The organism is Desulfomicrobium baculatum DSM 4028 (assembly GCF_000023225.1).
Taxonomy (GTDB): Bacteria; Desulfobacterota; Desulfovibrionia; order Desulfovibrionales; family Desulfomicrobiaceae; genus Desulfomicrobium; species Desulfomicrobium baculatum.
In genome coordinates this window covers 3644391-3662295 of sequence record NC_013173.1, presented here as the reverse complement: position 1 = coordinate 3662295, position 17905 = coordinate 3644391, and the positions used below count along the sequence as shown (strand labels likewise).

Below are 17905 nucleotides of genomic sequence, written 5' to 3'. Positions count from 1 at the left end.
AGAAAAAATGGGTCAGACTATTCGTTTTGGGGTGTCCCTGGACTCCGATCTGCTGGAAAAATTCGACGCACTGTGTGAGGAACGCTGCTATCAGACTCGCTCTGAAGCCATCCGCGACCTTATCCGAGGCACTCTGGTGCAGAAGGAATGGGAAGACCTGAACAAGGAGATGGTCGGCACCCTGACCCTGGTCTATGACCACCATCACTCGGACCTGGCGCAAAAGATGACCGAAATCCAGCACTCATCCCTTGATGTCATTGTCACGTCCCTGCACATCCATCTTGACCACCACAACTGCATGGAGGTGCTCATTCTGCGCGGTCCGGGACAGGACATAAAGGCCACCGCCGAACGGCTCATCTCCACCAAGGGCGTGAAGCACGGCAAGCTGAACCTAGCCACCACCGGGCAGGATCTGACCTGATGCGCGACGTTCAGAGCGGCCCGGCGGATGTGGCCCTTCGCATCGACCGCGTAGGGGTCAAGAACCTGTCCATTCCCCTGACGGTGCGCGACCGGGCCAAGGGACGGCTGCATACCGTGGCGCGGGTGGATTTGAGCGTGGATCTGCCGGCCCGGTTCAAGGGCACGCACATGAGCAGATTCCTTGAAGCCCTGCGCGACATGGACACGACCCTGGACGCGGACAGCTGCAAAAACCTGCTGCTGGATCTGCGCGACCGTCTGCAGGCCGAAAGCTCCCACCTGTGCTTTTTTTTCACCTATTTTCTGGAACAACGCGCCCCGGTCACTGGCAGCGCGGCGCTCATGGACTATTCCTGTTTTCTGCGCGGGGTGCTGCGCAATGGCGAGGTCAGCCTGATACTGGGCGTGGAAGTGCCGGTTATGACCGTGTGTCCCTGCTCCAAGGCGATTTCCCGGGAAGGCGCCCACAGCCAGCGGGCCATGGTCCGCATCGAGGCGCAGTGCCTGGGCATGCTTTGGCTGGAAGACCTCATCGCCATCGCGCAGGAATCCGGTTCTTCCCCGGTTTATGCGCTCTTGAAAAGAGAGGATGAGAAGTATGTGACCGAAGCGGCCTTTGCCGCCCCGACCTTTGTGGAGGATGTGGTACGGGGCGCGGCGTCGCGCCTGGCCGCGCATCCCAAGGTGAATGGTTTTAGGGTCGAGGTGGAATCGTTTGAATCCATTCACAACCACAGCGCCTATGCCTGCATCGATCAGATGGACGAAGGCGCGGACACCGCCCACACAGCCCTTGACGGAAGTCCTGCCTGCGGTAGATAAAAAGATTGAGCGGAGGTGCTCCATGATGGAAAATGTTCAGGCCATGCAGGGTATCAGTTTTTCCCAACAGGTCGCGGCCAACAACGTGGCCAATATGAACACGAACGGCTTTCATTCCAGCCGGGTGGAATTTGAGACCGGCCTGAATGGTCAGGGCGTGCAGGTGCAGGATGTCTACGAAAACACCGCCTCCGGGCCACTGGTGCCAAGCGGTGAGTACGTCGAAACCGACGAGGGACTGCGCTACGAAGAAATGCTGGTCGAAGGCTCGAACACCGACCTGGCTACGGAAATGGTGCAGATGATCGAAAGCGAGCACGCCTTCGCCGCCAACGCCGCCGCCCTGCACACCAGCCTGGACATGACCGGGGTAATCATCAACATGATGGTCTGATTTTTTTTTGAAGATGAAAGGCTACAAGGCCGCTTTCCGCAAGGGAGGCGGCCTTTTTTCACGCCCATCGACCGGCATCGCCCGTTCCAACTCCCCTCCTGCCAAGGAGGGGGAGATTCAAGTTTGTTCTTGCCGTGCGATCTCCTTCGACAGGCCTGCACCCCTAAACGGGGTGCAGGGGGCGAGCCCCCTGCCCGCCGGAGGCATTTCCTCCCCCTTAATGCCGCTCCTCGGCCAGTCGCCGCAGGTCGTCCGGACTGAAGGCGTACGGTTCCCGGCAGAATTCGCAGGTGATGACGGTGTCCTCGTTCTGCTCGGCGAGGCTTTTGATTTCTTCCACGCCGAGGGTGATGAGCGCCTGCTCGATGCGATCGCGGGAGCAGCCGCAGTGGAAGGCCACGTCCTGGTGTCCGAGAATCTCAAAGGGGATGTCCCCGAAAATCCGGTCCAGGATCTCTTTGGGAGTGGCCCCGTCCAGGAACATCTTGGCCAGGGGCGGCAAAGACTGTATCCGCCGCATCAGATTATCGAGGGCCTCCTCGTTGGCCGGGGGCAGGGACTGGATCAGAAATCCTCCGGCCACGGCGATGCCGCCCCGCTCATCCGGAATGGTGGTCAGGCCCATGGCCGAGGGTGTCTGTTCGGAATCCGTCAGGTAATAGGCGATATCCTCGGCGATCTCGCTGGACACGAGATTGACCACGCCCTGGTAGGGGGCCTTGAGCTGCAAGTCCTTGGTCACGGTCAAAAGGCCGGCCCGCCCCAGAGCGCCGGGGATGTCGAAGCGGCCATCTTTAAGCGGCAGGTCCACCTCCGGATTGCCCACGTAGCCATGCACGAGGCACATGGGGTCGGCCTCGACCACGATCTTGCCGAGCGGACCGTTCCCCTCGAATTTGAGGGACACGCGCTGCCGCCCCTTGAGCAGCGCGCCCAGAAGCACAGCACCCGTCATGGCCCGGCCCAGGGCCACGGAAGCGGTGGGCAGGGTGGCGTGCCGGGCACAGGCCTCGCGCACCGTGGAGGTGGTCAGGCAGGCCATGGCGCGCACGTTGGCTTCATCGGAGATGATGCGGACAAGCTGATCGTTCATACGTGATTATCCAGATTGGGTTGAATTTCGAAAAACAAGCGGCAGCCGGGGGCCAAGGGCAATACCCTCGGGACTGACGTGCACGACATGAGGCAGGAACTCAACGCCCCTGTCCGCGGCCATCCAGAACAGCTCGGCAAAGCGCGGATCTATGAAGTCCGCCGGGCCGAAGCACCCGCCATCAGGGCGTTGCACCGCCAAAAAGACCCCGACGCGCACGCCACGCTGCGCGAGATTCATGAGTTCGAGCAGATGTTTTTGCCCGCGCGTCGTGACCGCGTCCGGAAAACAGGCCACGCCGTCCTCGACCATGGTCACGTTCTTGGCCTCGATCCAGAACTCTCCGGCGGGCCCGGACAGTCGGGCGTCAAGCCGCGAATCCCCGTGCACCGCCTCGGGCAGGAACTCCGAATACCCGTTAAGTTCCGGGATGGCCGACGCCTCCCAGGCTTTTTTGAGCAGACGGTTGGGAGTTGACGTATTGACCCCGATCCAATCGCCACAAGGGCGGACCAGCTCCAGGGTATAGGGCAGCTTTCGCTTCGGGGAACCGGCCGGAGAGATGAAGACCTCCATGCCGGGGCGCAGCAGGCCCAGCATGGAACCGGAGTTGTTGGTGTGGACCGTGACCCGTTGGCCATCCAGAAGCACATGGACCAGAAAACGTTTTTCGCGGGCAATAAAGGTGGCGTTACGGCTTCGGGGTGGAAATTTCAAGAGATGATGCATTTTTAGAGTTGCTTTTCCGTCATAATCTTGACAGTTAGGCAGTATCGGAACAGCGTTGAAACCCGTCCCCGTTCCAGGAGAGTCCATGACATTTGATACGTGTGGAATAATTGGAAAGAGTTCCGCCTTGCAAGAGGTATTTCGGATCCTCGCCAAAGTGGCCCCTTCGGACAGCACCGTCCTGGTCACGGGGGAATCCGGTACCGGCAAGGAACTCCTGGTCCGCGCCCTGCATCGCAACAGCACGCGGGTGGACAAGCCTTTCGTGCCCATCAATTGCGGGGCCATCCCCCGCGAACTGCTTGAATCCGAGCTCTTCGGGCACGAAAAAGGCGCTTTCACGCATGCCATCCGGACCAAGATAGGCCGCTTCGAGATGGCCCATGGCGGCACGGTGTTCCTGGATGAAATAGGGGAGATGGACCTGTCACTGCAGGTCAAAATCCTGCGCGTGCTGCAGGAGCGGGAGTTTGAGCGAGTCGGAGGCGGCAAGACCATCAAGACCGACGTGCGCGTGGTCGCGGCGACCAACCGCGACCTGGAAGAGGAAGTCCGCAAGGGCTCCTTCCGCGAAGACCTCTTTTACCGTCTGAACGTCATCCCCATCGCCCTGCCCCCACTGCGCGACCGCGGCGAGGACGTGCTGGTCCTGGCGCGTCATTTCCTGAAGCATTTCTGCGCAAACCGCCGACAATGCGTTCTTGAGATGGCCGATGACGCACGAGACATCCTGGCCCGCTATTCCTGGCCCGGCAACGTGCGCGAACTGGAAAACTTCATGGAACGCATGTCCATCCTTTGCGATGCCGATCGCATCGGCATCTTCGACCTGCCCGATAAGATCCTGCGCGAAACCGGAATCGAGGTGCCCAAAAGGCCCGTGCCCGCAGTGGACGCAGGCTTTCGCTGGCCGGAACTCCAGGACTTGCGGGACCAGCAGCTTGGCCTCAAAGAATTCCTGGATCAGGTCGAGGAGCGGCTTTTGAGCGAAGCCCTGGGGGAAGTGGACGGGGTCAAGAACAAGGCCGCCGAAGTTTTGGGCATCAAGCGGACCACCCTCATAGAGAAACTCAAAAAAAAGAACATGTTATAAAAATGTGCCCAATTCTTGCTTACAGCAGCCCGTGCGCACACGCCCCCTTGCCAGCCTGATCTGGCTTCTTGTTCCGGCCATTTTGGGCCTGATACCACTGCACGCAGCCCATGGCGCGATTCTGACGTGGAACAAGCTGGCCCAGGGTGAGGCGATTGTCTTCAAGTTCAAATCAGCCCTGCCCGTAGCAGAACCCAGACAGCGCGGCCTGACGCAGATCCAGATTCCCGTTCCCTGGAGTTTCTGGCAAAATGAACGCAAGCCAACAATTCCGGACCTTTCTTCGTCCGAGCTGTTCAAAGAGATCCTGATCACTCCGGACGGCATTTTCATTCAAACGCGCTCAGCCGACTTTATTCTATCCTCTTCCACCGATTCCAAAAGCAACGCGCTGAGTGTCGAGCTGTACCCACCCGCTCCGTATGAACCTGAAAACCCGGTCCCGACCATAGCCACGCCCACGTCGCGCGGCAATGAAACCGCCGCCGATGTCAACGCCACGCCCGAAGCTTCGCCGCCTCCTGAGCAGGCCGCCCAGAGCGAGTTCGCTCAGAATGCGACCTTTCCGGCCATGCCGGATCCGTCTGCGGCATCGGCGCCAAGCAATGCCACCGGCAGCGATCAACCCGATCTCCCGGTGCAAGACTCGTCACTTTCGGGTCTTTCTGCCGTGCGCAGCAAGATAATACGTCCTGATCAGAATGAGGACTCCACGCAATCCGCGCTGCGCCTCCCCATCGACCGCGACGCGACGCCTCCCGCACAAAGCCGGGAGACGCCCCTCGCTGGGACGCGAGCAGACGCCGCCGCTCCAGAACAAATCCTGCCCGCAGCCTTGGCCCCCGTAGTCACGAAAGCAGAACAGAATGATACCCGGCTCCCGGCGCAGACAGAAATCAATGAACCCGTCACGACCCCGGCCAATCAGACTGGCGAGCTGCCGGACACGAACCAGACCGAGGCAACGCCGCCGTCTGCGGTCGCCGCCCCGGCCACGGAGACGGACGGCAACGAGACTGTCAGCACCGCCCAACCCTTCGCGCCACCAGAGCCCACCCTTTCTGGATCCATACCGTCCGAGCCGCAGATGCCCGGGGATACCCCGGCAAACCAGACCATGAACGCATCTGAAGCCGGCGCTCAAGACAACAGCACGGCCGAACTGGAAGAATTGTACAAGACCGCCCAAAGCGCTTTGATCGTCGAAGATCTGAAGACCGCCCGCGCGGCCGTGACCCAGATGATCGAGCATCCCAAGCTTCCCGAACCGCTGTATGAAGAATTGCTGTATACCCTGGCCGACATCACCATGAAAGAAGGTCTTTTAGACCTTGAAGGCAATTTCGCGTCGATCCTGGAGGCCTACGAAGCAGCCAAAAACTCGAACCTGGATTCACGCAATGTGCCCGAGGCCCTCTCCCGCATGGGATACCTGCACCTCTTCGTGGGCAACGTGCCCGAGGCGAAGGGCTATTTCGACCTCTTGCGCAGAAAATACCCGGACGACCGCCGGGTGGCCATGATCGACTACTACTGGGGCGAACACTACCTGCGACTCAAAGACTATGGCCGGGCCGCCGAACACTTCCAATACGCGATCCAGAACTTCCCCATGAGCCTGGCCGTGCAGCCGAGCACCGTCGGCCTGCTCCGGGCGTTCACCGGGCTGGGCTATTTCGACAAAGCCCTTGGAGTCGTGAGCAGCATCGAAAGACGCTGGCCAAGCTATTACCTGAGCGACCCGTCCTTCCTGATGTCCGCCGGATATGCCGCCATGCTCAGCGGCAACCTGGCCCGGGCCAAGGACTATTTCTGGGCCTATGCCAACATAGTCCCGGACGCCCAGGATGTGGACGTGGCCATGGCCCGCATCGGCGACATCCTCCTCAAAGAGAATAATCCCGATGCGGCCCGCGAAATTTACCACCGCACTTCCGAGGCCTATCCTGCCAAAGAGGGAGGCCTCATCGCCAAGATGCGCCTGGCCGAGGAAGGCGTCCTCGACCAGCCGAGCATCGCGGACATGAACCCCGTATTCAGCCGCCCCGAATCGAACCCCGAGCAGATTTACAACAGCATCCTGGAACACGCGGACAGCTCTCTGGCCCCCGTGGCAAGGCTGAAGCTGGCCATGTGGCACCTCTGGAACAAGAAATACGCCGCAAGCCTGGAAGAAATCCGCCGTTTCCAGAACGACTATCCAGAGCACGAACTGCTGCCCAAGGCGCGGGAAGTGGCGGACACGGCCCTGCGGGACTGGATCACGAATGATCTGGAGCTTGAAGATTTCAATGGAGCGGTGCTGCACTGGAACGCACACGAAAACCTGTACCAGGATCGTGACATGGACCCGCAGATCAGGCTGATCGTAGCCACGTCCTACATGCAGACCGGACGCCCGCAGGAAGCTCTGGATATGGCCAGGCCTTTTGTTTTTGGTTCCGGCCCCCGGGGAGAATTTTCCGAACCGGGCCTGGAATTGACCCTGGCCATGCAGGTGGAGCTTCAGCAATGGCAGGACATTCTGGACCTGTCCAAGCAGGTGGCATCCTGGAATCTGGCGCCGGAGCGACAGCGCCAGGTCGATTACGCGACAGCCCTGGCCCATGAAAAACTGGAGCAGTCCGTGAGGGCCAGACCGCTGTGGGCCAAACTGGCCACGGACATGGGACTGACCGATACGCAGCGGGGCTACGCCCATTATTTCCTGGGCCGGGAAGCGCTGGGCGCAGGAAAACTGGAACAGGCCACCCTGCTTGGGCAGGAGGCTCTCACGCTGCTGCAAAAGGAAAAAAGCGACGTACCCAAGCTTAAAGAAACGCTGGAGCTTCTTATCCAGGCCGCCGAAAAAGGCGGTCGCGCCCAGGACGCTCTGGCCTGGACCCTGGAATACGATGGCTATGTTGCCGAGAGTGATCCCGACTGGCCGGCGCACACCTACCGCAAGGCCATGCTTTTCAAGAAGAACTCGGAAACAGAACAATGGCGTGAAAACTTGAACCGCCTCAAGGACGTCTTCCCAAACTCCCTGCATGGTCGTATGGCTGCCGCAGAACTCGAAGGGACACGACTCGAAAGGGAAGTGAAAAAATTTCGCTAGGAGGCAGACATGAGTTTTGATCGCGAGCCCGTTGTCGCAGGCCAGTTTTATGCCGCACGTCAGGACCAGTGGTTGGCAACCGTGCAGGCCTGCATGCGCGGGGAAAAAGAAAATGATACAATCACCAAGCTGGCAATGGTTCCCCACGCCGGCCATGTTTTTTCCGGAGGCGTGGCAGGCCAGACCCTGGCCCGGGCCAAGCTGACGGATACGGTGCTGCTGCTTGGCCCCAATCACACCGGCATGGGCGCGCCCCTGGCCGTGTGGCCAGACGGCAAATGGCTGCTGCCCGGCGCGGCCATGGACGTGGACGCCGAACTTGCCGCCGCCCTCCTGGCCGCCGAACCGGCCTTGACCGCCGACCGCGTCGCCCATCTGCAGGAACATTCCCTGGAAGTGGTCCTGCCTTTTCTGTGGGCCAAGAACCCCCAAATGCGCATCATCCCCATCGCCGTGGGCGACCCCCGGCCGCACAAGCTCGGTGGAGCTGCGGCCAAGATCGCCGAGGCGCTCAGCGCCCTCGGCCGAGAGGTGTCCGTTGTGGTCAGCTCGGACATGAACCATTTCGCGTCCGACGAAAAAACCCGCGTCATCGATCAGCATGCGCTGGACCGCATCCTGGCCTTGGACCCCATGGGCTTTTACGGCAAGGTGCGGGAGGAGAACATCTCCATGTGCGGCGTACTGCCCATGACCCTCGGCATGCACCTGGCCAACATCCAGGGCGCGAAAAAGGCCGAACTGGTGGCCTACGCAACCTCCGGGGATGTGAACGGAGATATGTCGAGAGTGGTGGGTTATGCCGGGGTCATCATCGAATAAGATTGGCGGCGGAAAAGAATGCGGGAAAGGGGCCTTGTGGCCCCTTTGCTGTTTATGAAGCCACTAGCCCACGTGCTCCACGTAGGCCTCAAGCGTGTTGACCAGAAGTTGGGCAATGGTCATGGGCCCCACGCCGCCGGGGACCGGGGTCATGGCCGACGCCACATCCCGCAGGCCTTCGAAATCACAGTCCCCGACCAGGCCCAGATCGGTGCGGTTGATGCCCACGTCGATGACCACGGCCCCAGGCTTGACCATGTCGCGGGTCACAAATCTGGGAATGCCCACGGCGGCCAGCACGATGTCCGCGCTGCGCACTTCCTCGGCGATGTCGCGGGTCCGGGAGTGGCAGACCGTGACAGTCGCATTTTTCTGCAAAAGCATCAGCGCCAGCGGCTTGCCGACGATGTTGCTGCGCCCGATGACCACGGCCTTCTTTCCGGCCACGTCGATGCCGTGGCGTTCCATGAGCGTCATGATCCCGGCCGGAGTGCAGGAACGCAGGCAGGGCAGGCCCAGGGCCAGACGCCCCATGTTCACGGGGTGAAAACCGTCCACATCCTTGGAGGGGCTGATCAGGTCAAGACAGCGCTGGCTGTCCAGACCCTTGGGCAGGGGCAGCTGCAGCAGCAGGCCGTCGATGGAGGGATCCTCGTTCAGGTACATGATCGTATCTTCCAGCTGGGCCTGGGGGATGTCCTCGGGCAAGCGAAAGCCCTTGGAGATGATGCCCACGTCCTCGCAAGCCCGCTCCTTGTTGCGGACATAGACCTGCGAAGCGGGATCGCCGCCGACCAGGATCACCGCCAGACCGGGCGCGCGGCCGTGTCTGGCGGTCAGCGCCGCGACCTGATCTTTAAGTTCCTGACGGATAGCGGCGGCCGTCTTTTTTCCGTCGATGATATGCATGTTGTCCTCGGCTCAAGATAAAAAAAAGGGCGCGCCGAAGCGCGCCCAAAACGGTTGCTATTCCTCGTCGAACCAGTTGGCGGCCATGGCCGGACCAAAATAGACGCCCTGGGAATCGAGGTCTTCCTCGATGCGCAGCAGCTGGTTGTACTTGGCCATGCGGTCGGAGCGGCACAGGGAGCCGGTCTTGATCTGCCCGGCGTTCACGGCCACGGACAGGTCGGCGATGAAGCTGTCCTCGGTCTCGCCGGAGCGATGGGAGATGACCGTGGCGAAAGAAGCCTCCTTGGCCATTTCAATGCAGTCCATGGTCTCGGTCAGCGTGCCGATCTGGTTCAGCTTGATCAGAATGGCGTTGCCCACGCCGCGCATGATGCCGTCGGCCAAAAGGGCCGGGTTGGTGACGAAGATGTCGTCGCCGACCAGCTGCAGGCGGTCGCCCAGCACGTCGGAGAGCACTTCCCAGCCGTCCCAATCCGCTTCGGCCAGGCCGTCCTCGATAGACACCAGCGGGAACTTGCCGGCCAGGTCCGCGTAGTAGTCGGTCAGTTCGCGCGCGGTCAGGATCTTGTTCTCGCCGGCGAAATGGTACTTGCCGTCCTTGTAGAATTCCGAGGCCGCGGCGTCGATGGCCAGGGCGATCTGGCTGCCGGGCTCGTATCCGGCCTCTTCGATGGCCTTCATGATGTAGGTGAAGGCCTGCTCATGGCTGGCGAAATTGGGGGCGAAGCCGCCCTCGTCACCCACGGAGGTGGCCAGGCCGTCCTTGTGCAGGATCTTCTTCAGGGTATGGAAGGTTTCGGCGCCCATGCGCAGGGCTTCCTTGAAGCTGGCCGCGCCCAGCGGCAGGATCATAAATTCCTGGATGTCGAGATTGTTGGCCGCGTGGGCCCCGCCGTTGATGATGTTCATCATGGGCGCAGGCAGCACCTTGGCATTGATGCCGCCGATGTATTTATAGAGGGGCAGCCCCAGAAATTCCGCCGCGGCCTTGGCCGTGGCCATGGACACGCCGAGCATGGCGTTGGCGCCCAGGCGGGACTTGTTCTCGGTGCCGTCCAGGTCGATGAGGGCCTGGTCCACTTCCACCTGGCGCACAGCCTCAAGGCCGACGATCTCGGAAGCGATCTCTTCCATGACGTTGCGCACGGCCTGCTCCACGCCCTTGCCTGCATAGCGGTCGGCATCGCCGTCGCGCAGTTCGAGGGCTTCCCGCGTGCCCGTGGAGGCGCCTGAAGGCACGGCGGCGCGGCCTGTGGCGCCCGATTCAAGGGTGACTTCCACCTCAACGGTGGGGTTGCCCCTGGAATCCAGAATTTCCCTGGCCCAAATACCTGTGATGGTGCTCATGATTGCTCCCTTATGTTCCTTGGTGAATGTTGTTGAAAATATGCGGCCAGCAGGCCCTGCATAAGCAGGTCCGGGGCCAGATTGTCGATGCATGAGGTGATGGCCGCAAGGTGCGGGGCAAACCCGCCCGTGGCGATGACGCGGGCATCGGGAGCGGCCAGACGTTTTTTGAGCCGCGCGGTCAGCCCCTCGAGCATGGCCGCGAATCCGAACAACACGCCGTGATTGAGACTCTGCCGGGTGCTGGTGCCGATGTCCAGGTCTGCGCTGCCCAGTTCCAGACTGATCTGCGGCAGCTTGGCGGTCTGCGTGCCCAGCGCCGTGACCGAGCTGAGCACGCCCGGACAGATCAGCCCGCCCAGATAGGCGTTGCCCTGCACGCAGTCGAAGGTCGTGGCCGTGCCGAAATCGACGACAATGAGCGTCGAATCGGCAAAAAGGGTCCGCGCCGCAAAACTGCCCAACAGACGGTCCGCGCCGACCTCCTGCGGCCTGGCATAGTGGTTCTCAAGCGGCAACGCGATGTCGCCGGGCACGAACAGGGTCGGGCAGGAAAAAAAGTCCGCGCAGGCGGCCTTAAGCAGGTTGTTCAGGGGCGGCACCACGGAAGACAGCACCCAGGCCCGCACCTCGCCTTCGGCCACGCCCTCGCGGGCGCAGATGCCGGCGATGCCGAGTCCCAGGGAATCGGAGGTCTCCCGGTTGGTGGAGGGCAGCGAATAGGTCCGGCCAAGGCCGTTTTCATCCGCCAGACAAAGCTTCACGTTGGTGTTGCCCACGTCAAAGAGCAAAACCGGCCCCTCGGACAATTTCATTTTTCCATGCATCATGGGTGCGGTTGTATCGCATTGGTTTGAAAACTCAAGGACCGCGTGGCATCTGTCTGCTTGTAACGCGTTTTTGTTCAGGATAAGCCCCCCTTCAACATCTTACCATTATCACGTGGAGGAATCATGGCCCTAAACAAGGAACTCTTACAAATTCTGGCCTGCCCAAAATGCAAGGGCGATCTGGAACTTCTTCCTCAGGAAGAGGGACTCAAATGCGGAGCGTGCGGTCTGGTCTATCCCATACGCGAGGAAATCCCGGTCATGCTCATCGACGAAGCCGTTCCCGCGGGACAATGGGACCAGGGCGCGAGAGAGAAATAGGATGAGCAAAAAAAAGGAGCGTCAGCTTCCCGAAACGCTGGGGTTATCCCCGGTCGGCGCGGATAGCCATGCCCATCTTGACGGCCGGGACTATGACGTGGATGCGGTCCTCGCGCGGGCTTTGGCCTGCGGGGTGCGCACCGTGGGCAATGTTTTTCTGGGTCCACAAGCTTACCGCGCGGGGCGCGCCCTCTTTGAACGGCACAAAGACGTCTTTTTCCTGCTTGGCGTCCACCCGCACGATGCCGCGAAGATGACGGAAGCCGACGTAAAGGACATGCGGGCGGCCTTTCTGGAGGATTCGCGGCTGCGGGCCGTGGGGGAAATCGGACTGGATTATTATTACGATTTCTCGCCCAAAGAGGACCAGCAGCGCTGGTTCCGCAGGCAGCTCGACCTGGCCCGGGAGTTGGACCAGCGTGTCGTCATCCACTGCCGCGACGCCGAGGACGACTGCCTGGCCATACTCGATCAGGCCGGCTTCGGCGGTCGTCCCCTGCTGTGGCACTGCTTCGGCCTGGGGCCGGACTGGGCCAGGCTCATCACGGAGCGCGGCTGGCACATCTCCGTGCCCGGCACGGTGACCTACGCCAAGTCGGAAGCGTTGCGCCAGGCGGTCAAAACCATTCCGGCGGACCGGCTGCTGCTGGAAACGGACTGCCCCTACCTCTCTGCGGAGCCCTATCGGGGCAAGACCAACGAACCGGCCTTGCTCGGTTTCACGGCGCGCGAAATCGCCCTGCTGCGCGGCGAGAATCTGCATGAATTGTGGTCCCGCTGCGGGGACAACGCGCGGAAATTTTTCGGCCTAGCCGACTAAGCGTCCCGGCGGCTCGATGAGTTTTGCGCCCTGCGCCTGGAGAACCCCGCGCAGGGTGCGTTCCGCGTCGGGCGTGAAACGCAGCTTGATCACGGCCCGATAGCGGTCGACCACGCTCATGACCGCCAGGTTGTCGTAGCCTTCGAGCAGGAAGCGATAAAGGGCGATCTGGTTGCGGGGCACCTCGGCATAGAGGACTTCGCTGGACCGCCTTGGCGGCGCAAGGGGCCATTCCCGCCTGGTCTTTCGCGGCCGTGACTTGCGGGGTGCGTGTGCCGGTGACTCAGAGCACTTCATAACCGTCCTCGGTCACCACGATCATGTGTTCCCAGCGCACTCCGCCCCACTCGGGGTAATACAGCCCCGGCTCCACGGTGATGACCATGCCGGGCGCAAGCACGGTCGGACGGACGGGACCGACTCCCGGGGCCTCGTGGGTCTCAAGGCCGATGCCGTGACCCAGGGAGTGCGTAAAATGCTCGGCCACGCCGTGCCGCGCGAAAAATTCCTTGGCCGTGGCGTGCAGTTCATCGGTGCTCACCCCCGGAGCGACCCTGACGATAGCCCGGGACTGGGCCTCCTGCACGAGCTCCAAAGTGCGTCTGAACTCGTCCGTGGGTCTGTCCCCGATCCACCATGTCCTGGTCTGATCCGAGCAATACCCGTCCAGCCGTCCGCCCATATCGATCAAAACCGGAGTCTGCGCCGCAAGGCGGGCATCTCCGGGCGTGGCGTGCGGCAAGGCCCCATTGGGACCGAATCCGACGATGGGCGCGAAGCTGAGGCTCTCGGCTCCCCTGCTCCGAAACTCCTGCTCCAGCATCCAGGCCACTTCCCGCTCCGTAACTCCGGGCACAAGCTGCGGCCGCAAGGCATCATAGACGCGATGGTTCAGTTCACAGGAAGCTTTGAGTCGCGCAAGCTCCGCCTCATCCTTGACCGTGCGCAGCTCTTCCACCAAACGCGGGGCCTGACAGAGGTTCAGCATCCCGCCCAGTTCAAGATACATCTGGGCGCACATGGCATGGATTTCCACCCACAATTCGGTGACGCCAAGGCTCCTCACGAATGCGGCGATCTTCTCAACGCGCGGCGCCCCGTATACATGCACATGTTCGCCTGGCCAGTGCCGCCGCGCCTCCTCCGTGAAGCGGGCATCGGTCAGCAGCCAGTCCGGCCCGTTCGAGCGGATCAGCAGGCAGCCCGAGCTCTCGTTGCACTGCCCGTCATGCAGCTCGAATCCGGACAGATAAAAACGGTTGGCCGGATGGGTCACGAGCAGGGCGTCGATATCCCGAGCCTGCATGAGATCTTTCAGGGATTGAAGCCGCCTGGCGTGGGGCATGGTCGATCCACCTTGATGTGCTTTGAAAAGAATTTCCACGGGCTTATTTCCTCTCCGGCATGACTTCCGGCGAGGCCGCGCCCGGACAGCAGGGCTCGGGTTTGGAATAGACCTCGACGGGCTTGAAAAAACGACGGTAGAAGAAGTCGTCCCCCAGCCAGGCGACCACACGCACCAGAAGGGCAATGACAACAAGGGTGAAGATGATCCGCGCCCAGAGCAGCCCGGAGACATGCCCCCCGATGACGACCATGAGCAAGGTGTCCTCGAAAACCGAATGGGACAGCCCCATGAGGCTTAAGGACGAAAAGATGTCCTTGGACCCGACCTTGCCCGAGTGGGCCTCATGCATGATCATGCCCCCGCCGTAGGCCAGTCCCATGATCATACCGACGATGGTCAGGGTCCCGGCCTCGGAACCGATGCCGAGCACGCGCAGGACCGGGGCCAGCAGCCGCACGCACAATCCGGTCAGGCCGATGGCCGTGAACACGCGCATGACCGCGCTCAAGAGGGTGATGATGACTAATATCATGGCCAGGTTCTGCACCTGCCCCAGTCCCCAGGCCAGCAGACTCTCGCTCTCGGGCCGGGGCTGCCAGATAATGACGCTCGCATCCTGCAACCATCCGCCCCAGGCATATATCCGCGACAGGAGCCAGCCCAGCGTCAGCGCGCCGCCGATGCGCAGCAGGGCCTGAAAGCCGATCCTCGGGCCCGACTTGCGCACGATCTGCAGCTCCACGGGCAGGCCGTGGGCGACCAGGATCATGACGCCAAGCACCGTTACCTGCGCCACGCTCAGATCATGCTGTCCGGCCAGAGACACGAAAACGATCATGCTCCCATAGATGTTGTTGACCAGGGCCGTGGCCCAGACAAGGCCCATCTCCCCGGGCAGCCCCACCAAGTGCATGACCGGAGCCAGCGGCCGGGCAAGCCAGACGATAAGTCCCAGCTCTTGCAGAACTTTGACCACAATGATGATGGGGATCATGATCTTGTAGAGTTCGAGGCTGATGCGCCCCGAGCGCCGCAAGATGTCCTTTGTTTCGTGTAGGATGTTCATCAATCTAGAAGATCTGCTTGAGCAGACTTTCCCCGCCGGCATTGGAGGAGCCCGGATCGGCGTCCAGTTCATCGAGGCCCGCGGACGGCAACGGCTCCGTGCCGTTCTGGAAGGGCAGCATGTAGGCTTCGACCGCTCCCGGACCTGCCAAACGGCCGGTGCGTGCATCCACCCGGGCCATGACGATGCCGGGAGGTGCCTGAAAGTCCTGCACGGGGTAGTTTGGTTCGACCTTGCTCCGGTAGTCGATCCAGATAGGCAGGGCGGACCGGGCGCCGGTCTCGTATTTGCCCATGGGTCTGACCTGGTCGTAGCCCACCCAGACCCCGGTCAGCAGATAGGGCGAGAAGCCCATGAACCAGGCATCCTGTTCGTCGTTGGTGGTGCCGGTCTTGCCCGCCACCGGCCGTCCCAGAACTTTGGCGCGGGCACCTGTCCCGTGCTGCACGACCTGCTGCAAGAGGTGCGAAATGATATAGGCGGTTTCCGGGGGCATGGCCTCGCTCACTTCCTGCGTGGCCGAAAACAGCTGTTCGCCCCAGGGCGAGACCACGCTTTCGATCAGCCGGGGCTTGATGCTGGTGCCGCCACGGGGAAACGCCGTATAGGCCTGACACAAATTGAGCGGCGTAAACTGCCCGGACCCCAGGGCCAGGGAAAGATTCGGTTCCATGACTCCGGTCAGCCCCAGAGCCTTGCCTCGCTCGACGATGGTATCGATGCCCACCTGCTGGGCCACGCGAATGGTGACGAGGTTACGGGATTTGACCAGGGCCGTGCGCAGGAGCGTCGGACCGTAGAAAATCCCTTCAAAGTTTTCAGGCTTCCACATCTCCCCGCTGCCGTCCTGATAGACGATAGGGGCATCCAGCACGATGCTTGCGGCGGTGAACCCGTTGTCCAGCGCCGCGGAATAGACGATGGGCTTGAAGGCCGATCCGGGCTGGCGCAGTGCCTGGGTCGCCCGGTTGAACTGGCTGCGGAAAAAATCGTAGCCCCCGCACAGCGCCAGCACCTCCCCGCTCTGCGGATCCATGGACACAAGCGCGCCTTCGACCTTGGGTTCCTGCTCGAGCTGAAGCTTCCAGGGCTTGTCTTCCAGCATCTCTTCCACCGAGACCCAGATCACGTCGCCGGGCTTGACCACCTTGCGGGCGTCGCTCACCTTGCCCGCCTCTTCCGGCGCCAGCTTGGGGTTGGGCACCCGGGCCCAGCTCATGGAAGCGACGGGAACAATGCCCGATTTGTCGCCGAAGCGCACTGTAGCCCCGGCTTTTTCCACGCCCGTGACCAGAACCTGCATCCAATCTCCGGGACTGGACTCGCCGAGCTGCTGAGCATCCAGGAACTCTTCATACCCGCCCACGTCGAGATGCTTGACCGGCCCTTGCCAGCCGTGACGTTTGGCGGTCTCAACCAAACCCGTACGTAGGGCCTGGTCGGCAATGATCTGATGGTCCATGTCCATGGCGGTTCGCACTTGCAGGCCTCCGCCATAGACCATGTCTTCGCCATACCGGTCGACCAGTTGCCGCCGCACCTCTTCAAGATAGTAAGGGCCCACTTTCCAGGACGGATCTTCCTGCGCCCCGTAAACCAGGGGTTCATTCACGGCGGCTTCGTACTCGGTGCCGGCGATCCAGCCCAGATCTCTCAACCGGGCCAGAACATAGAGCTGCCGCTCCCTGGCCCGCTCCGGGTTCCCATAGGGGGAATACCGCGACGGAGCCTTGGGCAGGCCGGCCAGCAACGCAGCCTGGGCAAGGCTCAGCTGGGAAGCGTTCACGCCGAAATATTCCCTCGCGGCGGCTTCCACCCCGTAGGCCTTGGCGCCAAGGTAGATCTGATTGAGATAGATTGTCAGGATCTCATCCTTGCTCAAGTATTTTTCCAGGCGATAGGCCAGGATGACTTCCTTGAGCTTGCGCTCGTAGCTGCGCTCGGGAGTCAGCAGCATGGACTTGATGACCTGCTGGGTAATGGTGCTGCCGCCCTGGACAATGCCTCCGGCTATGAAATTCTTGACGGCCGCCCGAAAAATACCGGGCAGGTCCACGCCCTCGTGCTGATAGAACCCGGAATCCTCGGCGGCCAGGAAGGCCTTGACCGTAATCGGGCTCATCATCGACAGAGGGATAAGAAATCGTTTTTCTCGATAAAAATAACCGAGGATTCTGCCATCGCGGGCCCGGACCGTCGTGGCCAGGGCCGGAGAATAATCGCTGAGCTTCGTGAATCCGGGCAGATCTTCCTGCGCCCAATAGTAGAGACCTACTCCTGCGCCCGCAGCCAGGAATACGCCCAGCACAATGAACGCCAGAAATATTTTCAGAACTTTCATGATTTCACCTTTGCGTCCGGTTCAAGTCCCAGCTTCGAGCACATTTCGCTAAAAAGACCCCTGACCTCCGTCCGGCTTGTGTTCATGGCCTCGATCATGGCTGCAAGAGAGCCGCATTCTTCATTGGCCAGGCATTCGGCGGCGGTGAACCAGGTCAGCTGCCCCTGAAATTGCCAAAGCGGAAAAAGCCGGCAGTAGATCGGTCGCACGCTCCGATCCAGAAGACATCCCTCGCGCCCCAGAAAAGTGCATTCGCCCTGGGCGGTTGTAGCCAGTCGCCAATGAGAGCCCTGCCTGGGAAATGCGGCCTCTATGTCGCGCTCCGGCATCAGAAAACCAAGCTGTTCAACAAAACCGGGGGTGTTGGCGACCAGTACAAAGGAATCGTCCCCACCCTGACCGGCGCTGCGAATGGCGTTCATTTCAGGGATGGAGATG

The 17905-nt window shown here is 61.4% G+C and carries 18 protein-coding genes; 8 read left to right on the top strand and 10 right to left on the bottom strand.

The annotated features are described in order from the left end of the window. The first annotated feature begins 7 nt into the window (after positions 1-7). From nikR to DBAC_RS16155, 3 genes are read left to right on the top strand one after another with little or no spacing between them, the layout of a single operon-like run. Positions 8-427 (top strand): nickel-responsive transcriptional regulator NikR, encoded by a 420-nt coding sequence (nikR, locus tag DBAC_RS16165; protein WP_015775395.1) that lies wholly within the window; start codon positions 8-10, stop codon positions 425-427. Then, complete coding sequence (gene folE2, locus DBAC_RS16160; RefSeq protein WP_015775394.1) at positions 427-1251, top strand: GTP cyclohydrolase FolE2; 825 nt, start codon at positions 427-429, stop codon at positions 1249-1251. The genes nikR and folE2 overlap by 1 nt, the downstream gene beginning before the upstream one ends. A 22-nt stretch (positions 1252-1273) precedes the next feature. Further along, positions 1274-1645: a flagellar basal body rod C-terminal domain-containing protein gene (locus DBAC_RS16155; RefSeq protein ID WP_015775393.1), complete on the top strand. Its 372-nt coding sequence runs from the start codon at positions 1274-1276 to the stop codon at positions 1643-1645. 217 nt (positions 1646-1862) lie between these two features. Here the strand turns inward: DBAC_RS16155 and hslO are convergent, their stop codons facing one another. Both hslO and sfsA read right to left on the bottom strand, forming a co-directional pair. Further along, complete coding sequence (gene hslO, locus DBAC_RS16150; RefSeq protein ID WP_015775392.1) at positions 1863-2738, bottom strand: Hsp33 family molecular chaperone HslO; 876 nt, start codon at positions 2736-2738, stop codon at positions 1863-1865. Positions 2739-2744: 6 nt separating this feature from the next. Then, positions 2745-3467 (bottom strand): DNA/RNA nuclease SfsA, encoded by a 723-nt coding sequence (sfsA, locus tag DBAC_RS16145; RefSeq protein WP_015775391.1) that lies wholly within the window; start codon positions 3465-3467, stop codon positions 2745-2747. Between the two features lie 85 nt (positions 3468-3552). On the opposite strand from sfsA, the gene DBAC_RS16140 reads away from it, so the two are divergent. From DBAC_RS16140 to amrB, 3 genes are read left to right on the top strand one after another with little or no spacing between them, the layout of a single operon-like run. Further along, on the top strand, positions 3553-4560 hold the full coding sequence (locus tag DBAC_RS16140; protein ID WP_015775390.1) for a sigma-54 interaction domain-containing protein: 1008 nt from the start codon (positions 3553-3555) through the stop codon (positions 4558-4560). Positions 4561-4591: 31 nt separating this feature from the next. Next, entirely contained in the window at positions 4592-7660 is a 3069-nt protein-coding gene (locus tag DBAC_RS16135) for a tetratricopeptide repeat protein (RefSeq protein ID WP_043811163.1), read from the top strand. 9 nt (positions 7661-7669) lie between these two features. Beyond that, the gene (amrB, locus tag DBAC_RS16130) at positions 7670-8482 is read left to right on the top strand and encodes an AmmeMemoRadiSam system protein B (protein WP_015775388.1); all 813 of its coding nucleotides are present in this window, start codon (positions 7670-7672) and stop codon (positions 8480-8482) included. A 63-nt stretch (positions 8483-8545) separates the two neighbouring features. Here amrB and folD read toward each other — a convergent pair whose 3' ends face one another. Genes folD through DBAC_RS16115 form a run of 3 tightly spaced genes read right to left on the bottom strand, consistent with a single transcriptional unit; the run spans position 8546 to position 11556 of the window. Further along, positions 8546-9391 carry a bifunctional methylenetetrahydrofolate dehydrogenase/methenyltetrahydrofolate cyclohydrolase FolD gene (gene folD, locus DBAC_RS16125; protein ID WP_015775387.1) on the bottom strand — a complete coding sequence of 282 codons (846 nt, stop codon included), beginning with the start codon at positions 9389-9391 and terminating at the stop codon, positions 8546-8548. A gap of 57 nt (positions 9392-9448) precedes the next feature. Next, on the bottom strand, positions 9449-10741 hold the full coding sequence (eno, locus tag DBAC_RS16120) for a phosphopyruvate hydratase (protein ID WP_015775386.1): 1293 nt from the start codon (positions 10739-10741) through the stop codon (positions 9449-9451). Further along, positions 10738-11556: a type III pantothenate kinase gene (locus DBAC_RS16115; RefSeq protein WP_015775385.1), complete on the bottom strand. Its 819-nt coding sequence runs from the start codon at positions 11554-11556 to the stop codon at positions 10738-10740. The genes eno and DBAC_RS16115 overlap by 4 nt, the downstream gene beginning before the upstream one ends. A 138-nt stretch (positions 11557-11694) precedes the next feature. On the opposite strand from DBAC_RS16115, the gene DBAC_RS16110 reads away from it, so the two are divergent. Then, entirely contained in the window at positions 11695-11892 is a 198-nt protein-coding gene (locus tag DBAC_RS16110; RefSeq protein ID WP_015775384.1) for a Trm112 family protein, read from the top strand. Between the two features lies 1 nt (position 11893). Then, a complete protein-coding gene (locus tag DBAC_RS16105) occupies positions 11894-12712 on the top strand; it encodes a TatD family hydrolase (RefSeq protein ID WP_015775383.1) in 819 nt (272 codons plus the stop codon). Here DBAC_RS16105 and DBAC_RS18560 read toward each other — a convergent pair. From DBAC_RS18560 to DBAC_RS16080, 5 genes are read right to left on the bottom strand one after another with little or no spacing between them, the layout of a single operon-like run. Further along, complete coding sequence (locus tag DBAC_RS18560; RefSeq protein WP_015775382.1) at positions 12701-13009, bottom strand: DUF4911 domain-containing protein; 309 nt, start codon at positions 13007-13009, stop codon at positions 12701-12703. The two genes, DBAC_RS16105 and DBAC_RS18560, sit on opposite strands and share 12 nt — an antisense overlap. Next, complete coding sequence (locus DBAC_RS16095) at positions 12996-14057, bottom strand: M24 family metallopeptidase (protein ID WP_015775381.1); 1062 nt, start codon at positions 14055-14057, stop codon at positions 12996-12998. Before DBAC_RS16095 ends, DBAC_RS18560 begins: the two co-directional genes overlap by 14 nt. Before the next feature lie 43 nt (positions 14058-14100). Then, positions 14101-15126, bottom strand: coding sequence for a nucleoside recognition protein (locus tag DBAC_RS16090; protein ID WP_015775380.1), 1026 nt, complete (start codon positions 15124-15126; stop codon positions 14101-14103). Positions 15127-15130: 4 nt separating this feature from the next. Next, complete coding sequence (locus tag DBAC_RS16085; RefSeq protein WP_015775379.1) at positions 15131-17467, bottom strand: penicillin-binding protein 1A; 2337 nt, start codon at positions 17465-17467, stop codon at positions 15131-15133. Next, positions 17464-17889 carry a YkgJ family cysteine cluster protein gene (locus DBAC_RS16080; protein ID WP_050762113.1) on the bottom strand — a complete coding sequence of 142 codons (426 nt, stop codon included), beginning with the start codon at positions 17887-17889 and terminating at the stop codon, positions 17464-17466. The genes DBAC_RS16085 and DBAC_RS16080 overlap by 4 nt, the downstream gene beginning before the upstream one ends. Positions 17890-17905: the final 16 nt, after the last annotated feature.

Bases quoted from the DNA above. Each gene is read 5' to 3' on its own strand.
- nikR (WP_015775395.1), top strand. From the start codon at position 8: ATGGGTCAGACTATTCGTTTTGGGGTGTCCCTGGACTCCGATCTGCTG.
- DBAC_RS18560 (WP_015775382.1), bottom strand. From the start codon at position 13,009: ATGAAGTGCTCTGAGTCACCGGCACACGCACCCCGCAAGTCACGGCCG.
- DBAC_RS16080 (WP_050762113.1), bottom strand. From the start codon at position 17,889: ATGAACGCCATTCGCAGCGCCGGTCAGGGTGGGGACGATTCCTTTGTA.
- DBAC_RS16105 (WP_015775383.1), top strand. From the start codon at position 11,894: ATGAGCAAAAAAAAGGAGCGTCAGCTTCCCGAAACGCTGGGGTTATCC.
- folD (WP_015775387.1), bottom strand. From the start codon at position 9,391: ATGCATATCATCGACGGAAAAAAGACGGCCGCCGCTATCCGTCAGGAA.
- DBAC_RS16085 (WP_015775379.1), bottom strand. From the start codon at position 17,467: ATGAAAGTTCTGAAAATATTTCTGGCGTTCATTGTGCTGGGCGTATTC.
- amrB (WP_015775388.1), top strand. From the start codon at position 7,670: ATGAGTTTTGATCGCGAGCCCGTTGTCGCAGGCCAGTTTTATGCCGCA.
- folE2 (WP_015775394.1), top strand. From the start codon at position 427: ATGCGCGACGTTCAGAGCGGCCCGGCGGATGTGGCCCTTCGCATCGAC.
- hslO (WP_015775392.1), bottom strand. From the start codon at position 2,738: ATGAACGATCAGCTTGTCCGCATCATCTCCGATGAAGCCAACGTGCGC.
- DBAC_RS16090 (WP_015775380.1), bottom strand. From the start codon at position 15,126: ATGAACATCCTACACGAAACAAAGGACATCTTGCGGCGCTCGGGGCGC.
- DBAC_RS16115 (WP_015775385.1), bottom strand. From the start codon at position 11,556: ATGAAATTGTCCGAGGGGCCGGTTTTGCTCTTTGACGTGGGCAACACC.
- DBAC_RS16155 (WP_015775393.1), top strand. From the start codon at position 1,274: ATGATGGAAAATGTTCAGGCCATGCAGGGTATCAGTTTTTCCCAACAG.
- sfsA (WP_015775391.1), bottom strand. From the start codon at position 3,467: ATGCATCATCTCTTGAAATTTCCACCCCGAAGCCGTAACGCCACCTTT.
- DBAC_RS16110 (WP_015775384.1), top strand. From the start codon at position 11,695: ATGGCCCTAAACAAGGAACTCTTACAAATTCTGGCCTGCCCAAAATGC.
- DBAC_RS16140 (WP_015775390.1), top strand. From the start codon at position 3,553: ATGACATTTGATACGTGTGGAATAATTGGAAAGAGTTCCGCCTTGCAA.
- eno (WP_015775386.1), bottom strand. From the start codon at position 10,741: ATGAGCACCATCACAGGTATTTGGGCCAGGGAAATTCTGGATTCCAGG.
- DBAC_RS16095 (WP_015775381.1), bottom strand. From the start codon at position 14,057: ATGCCCCACGCCAGGCGGCTTCAATCCCTGAAAGATCTCATGCAGGCT.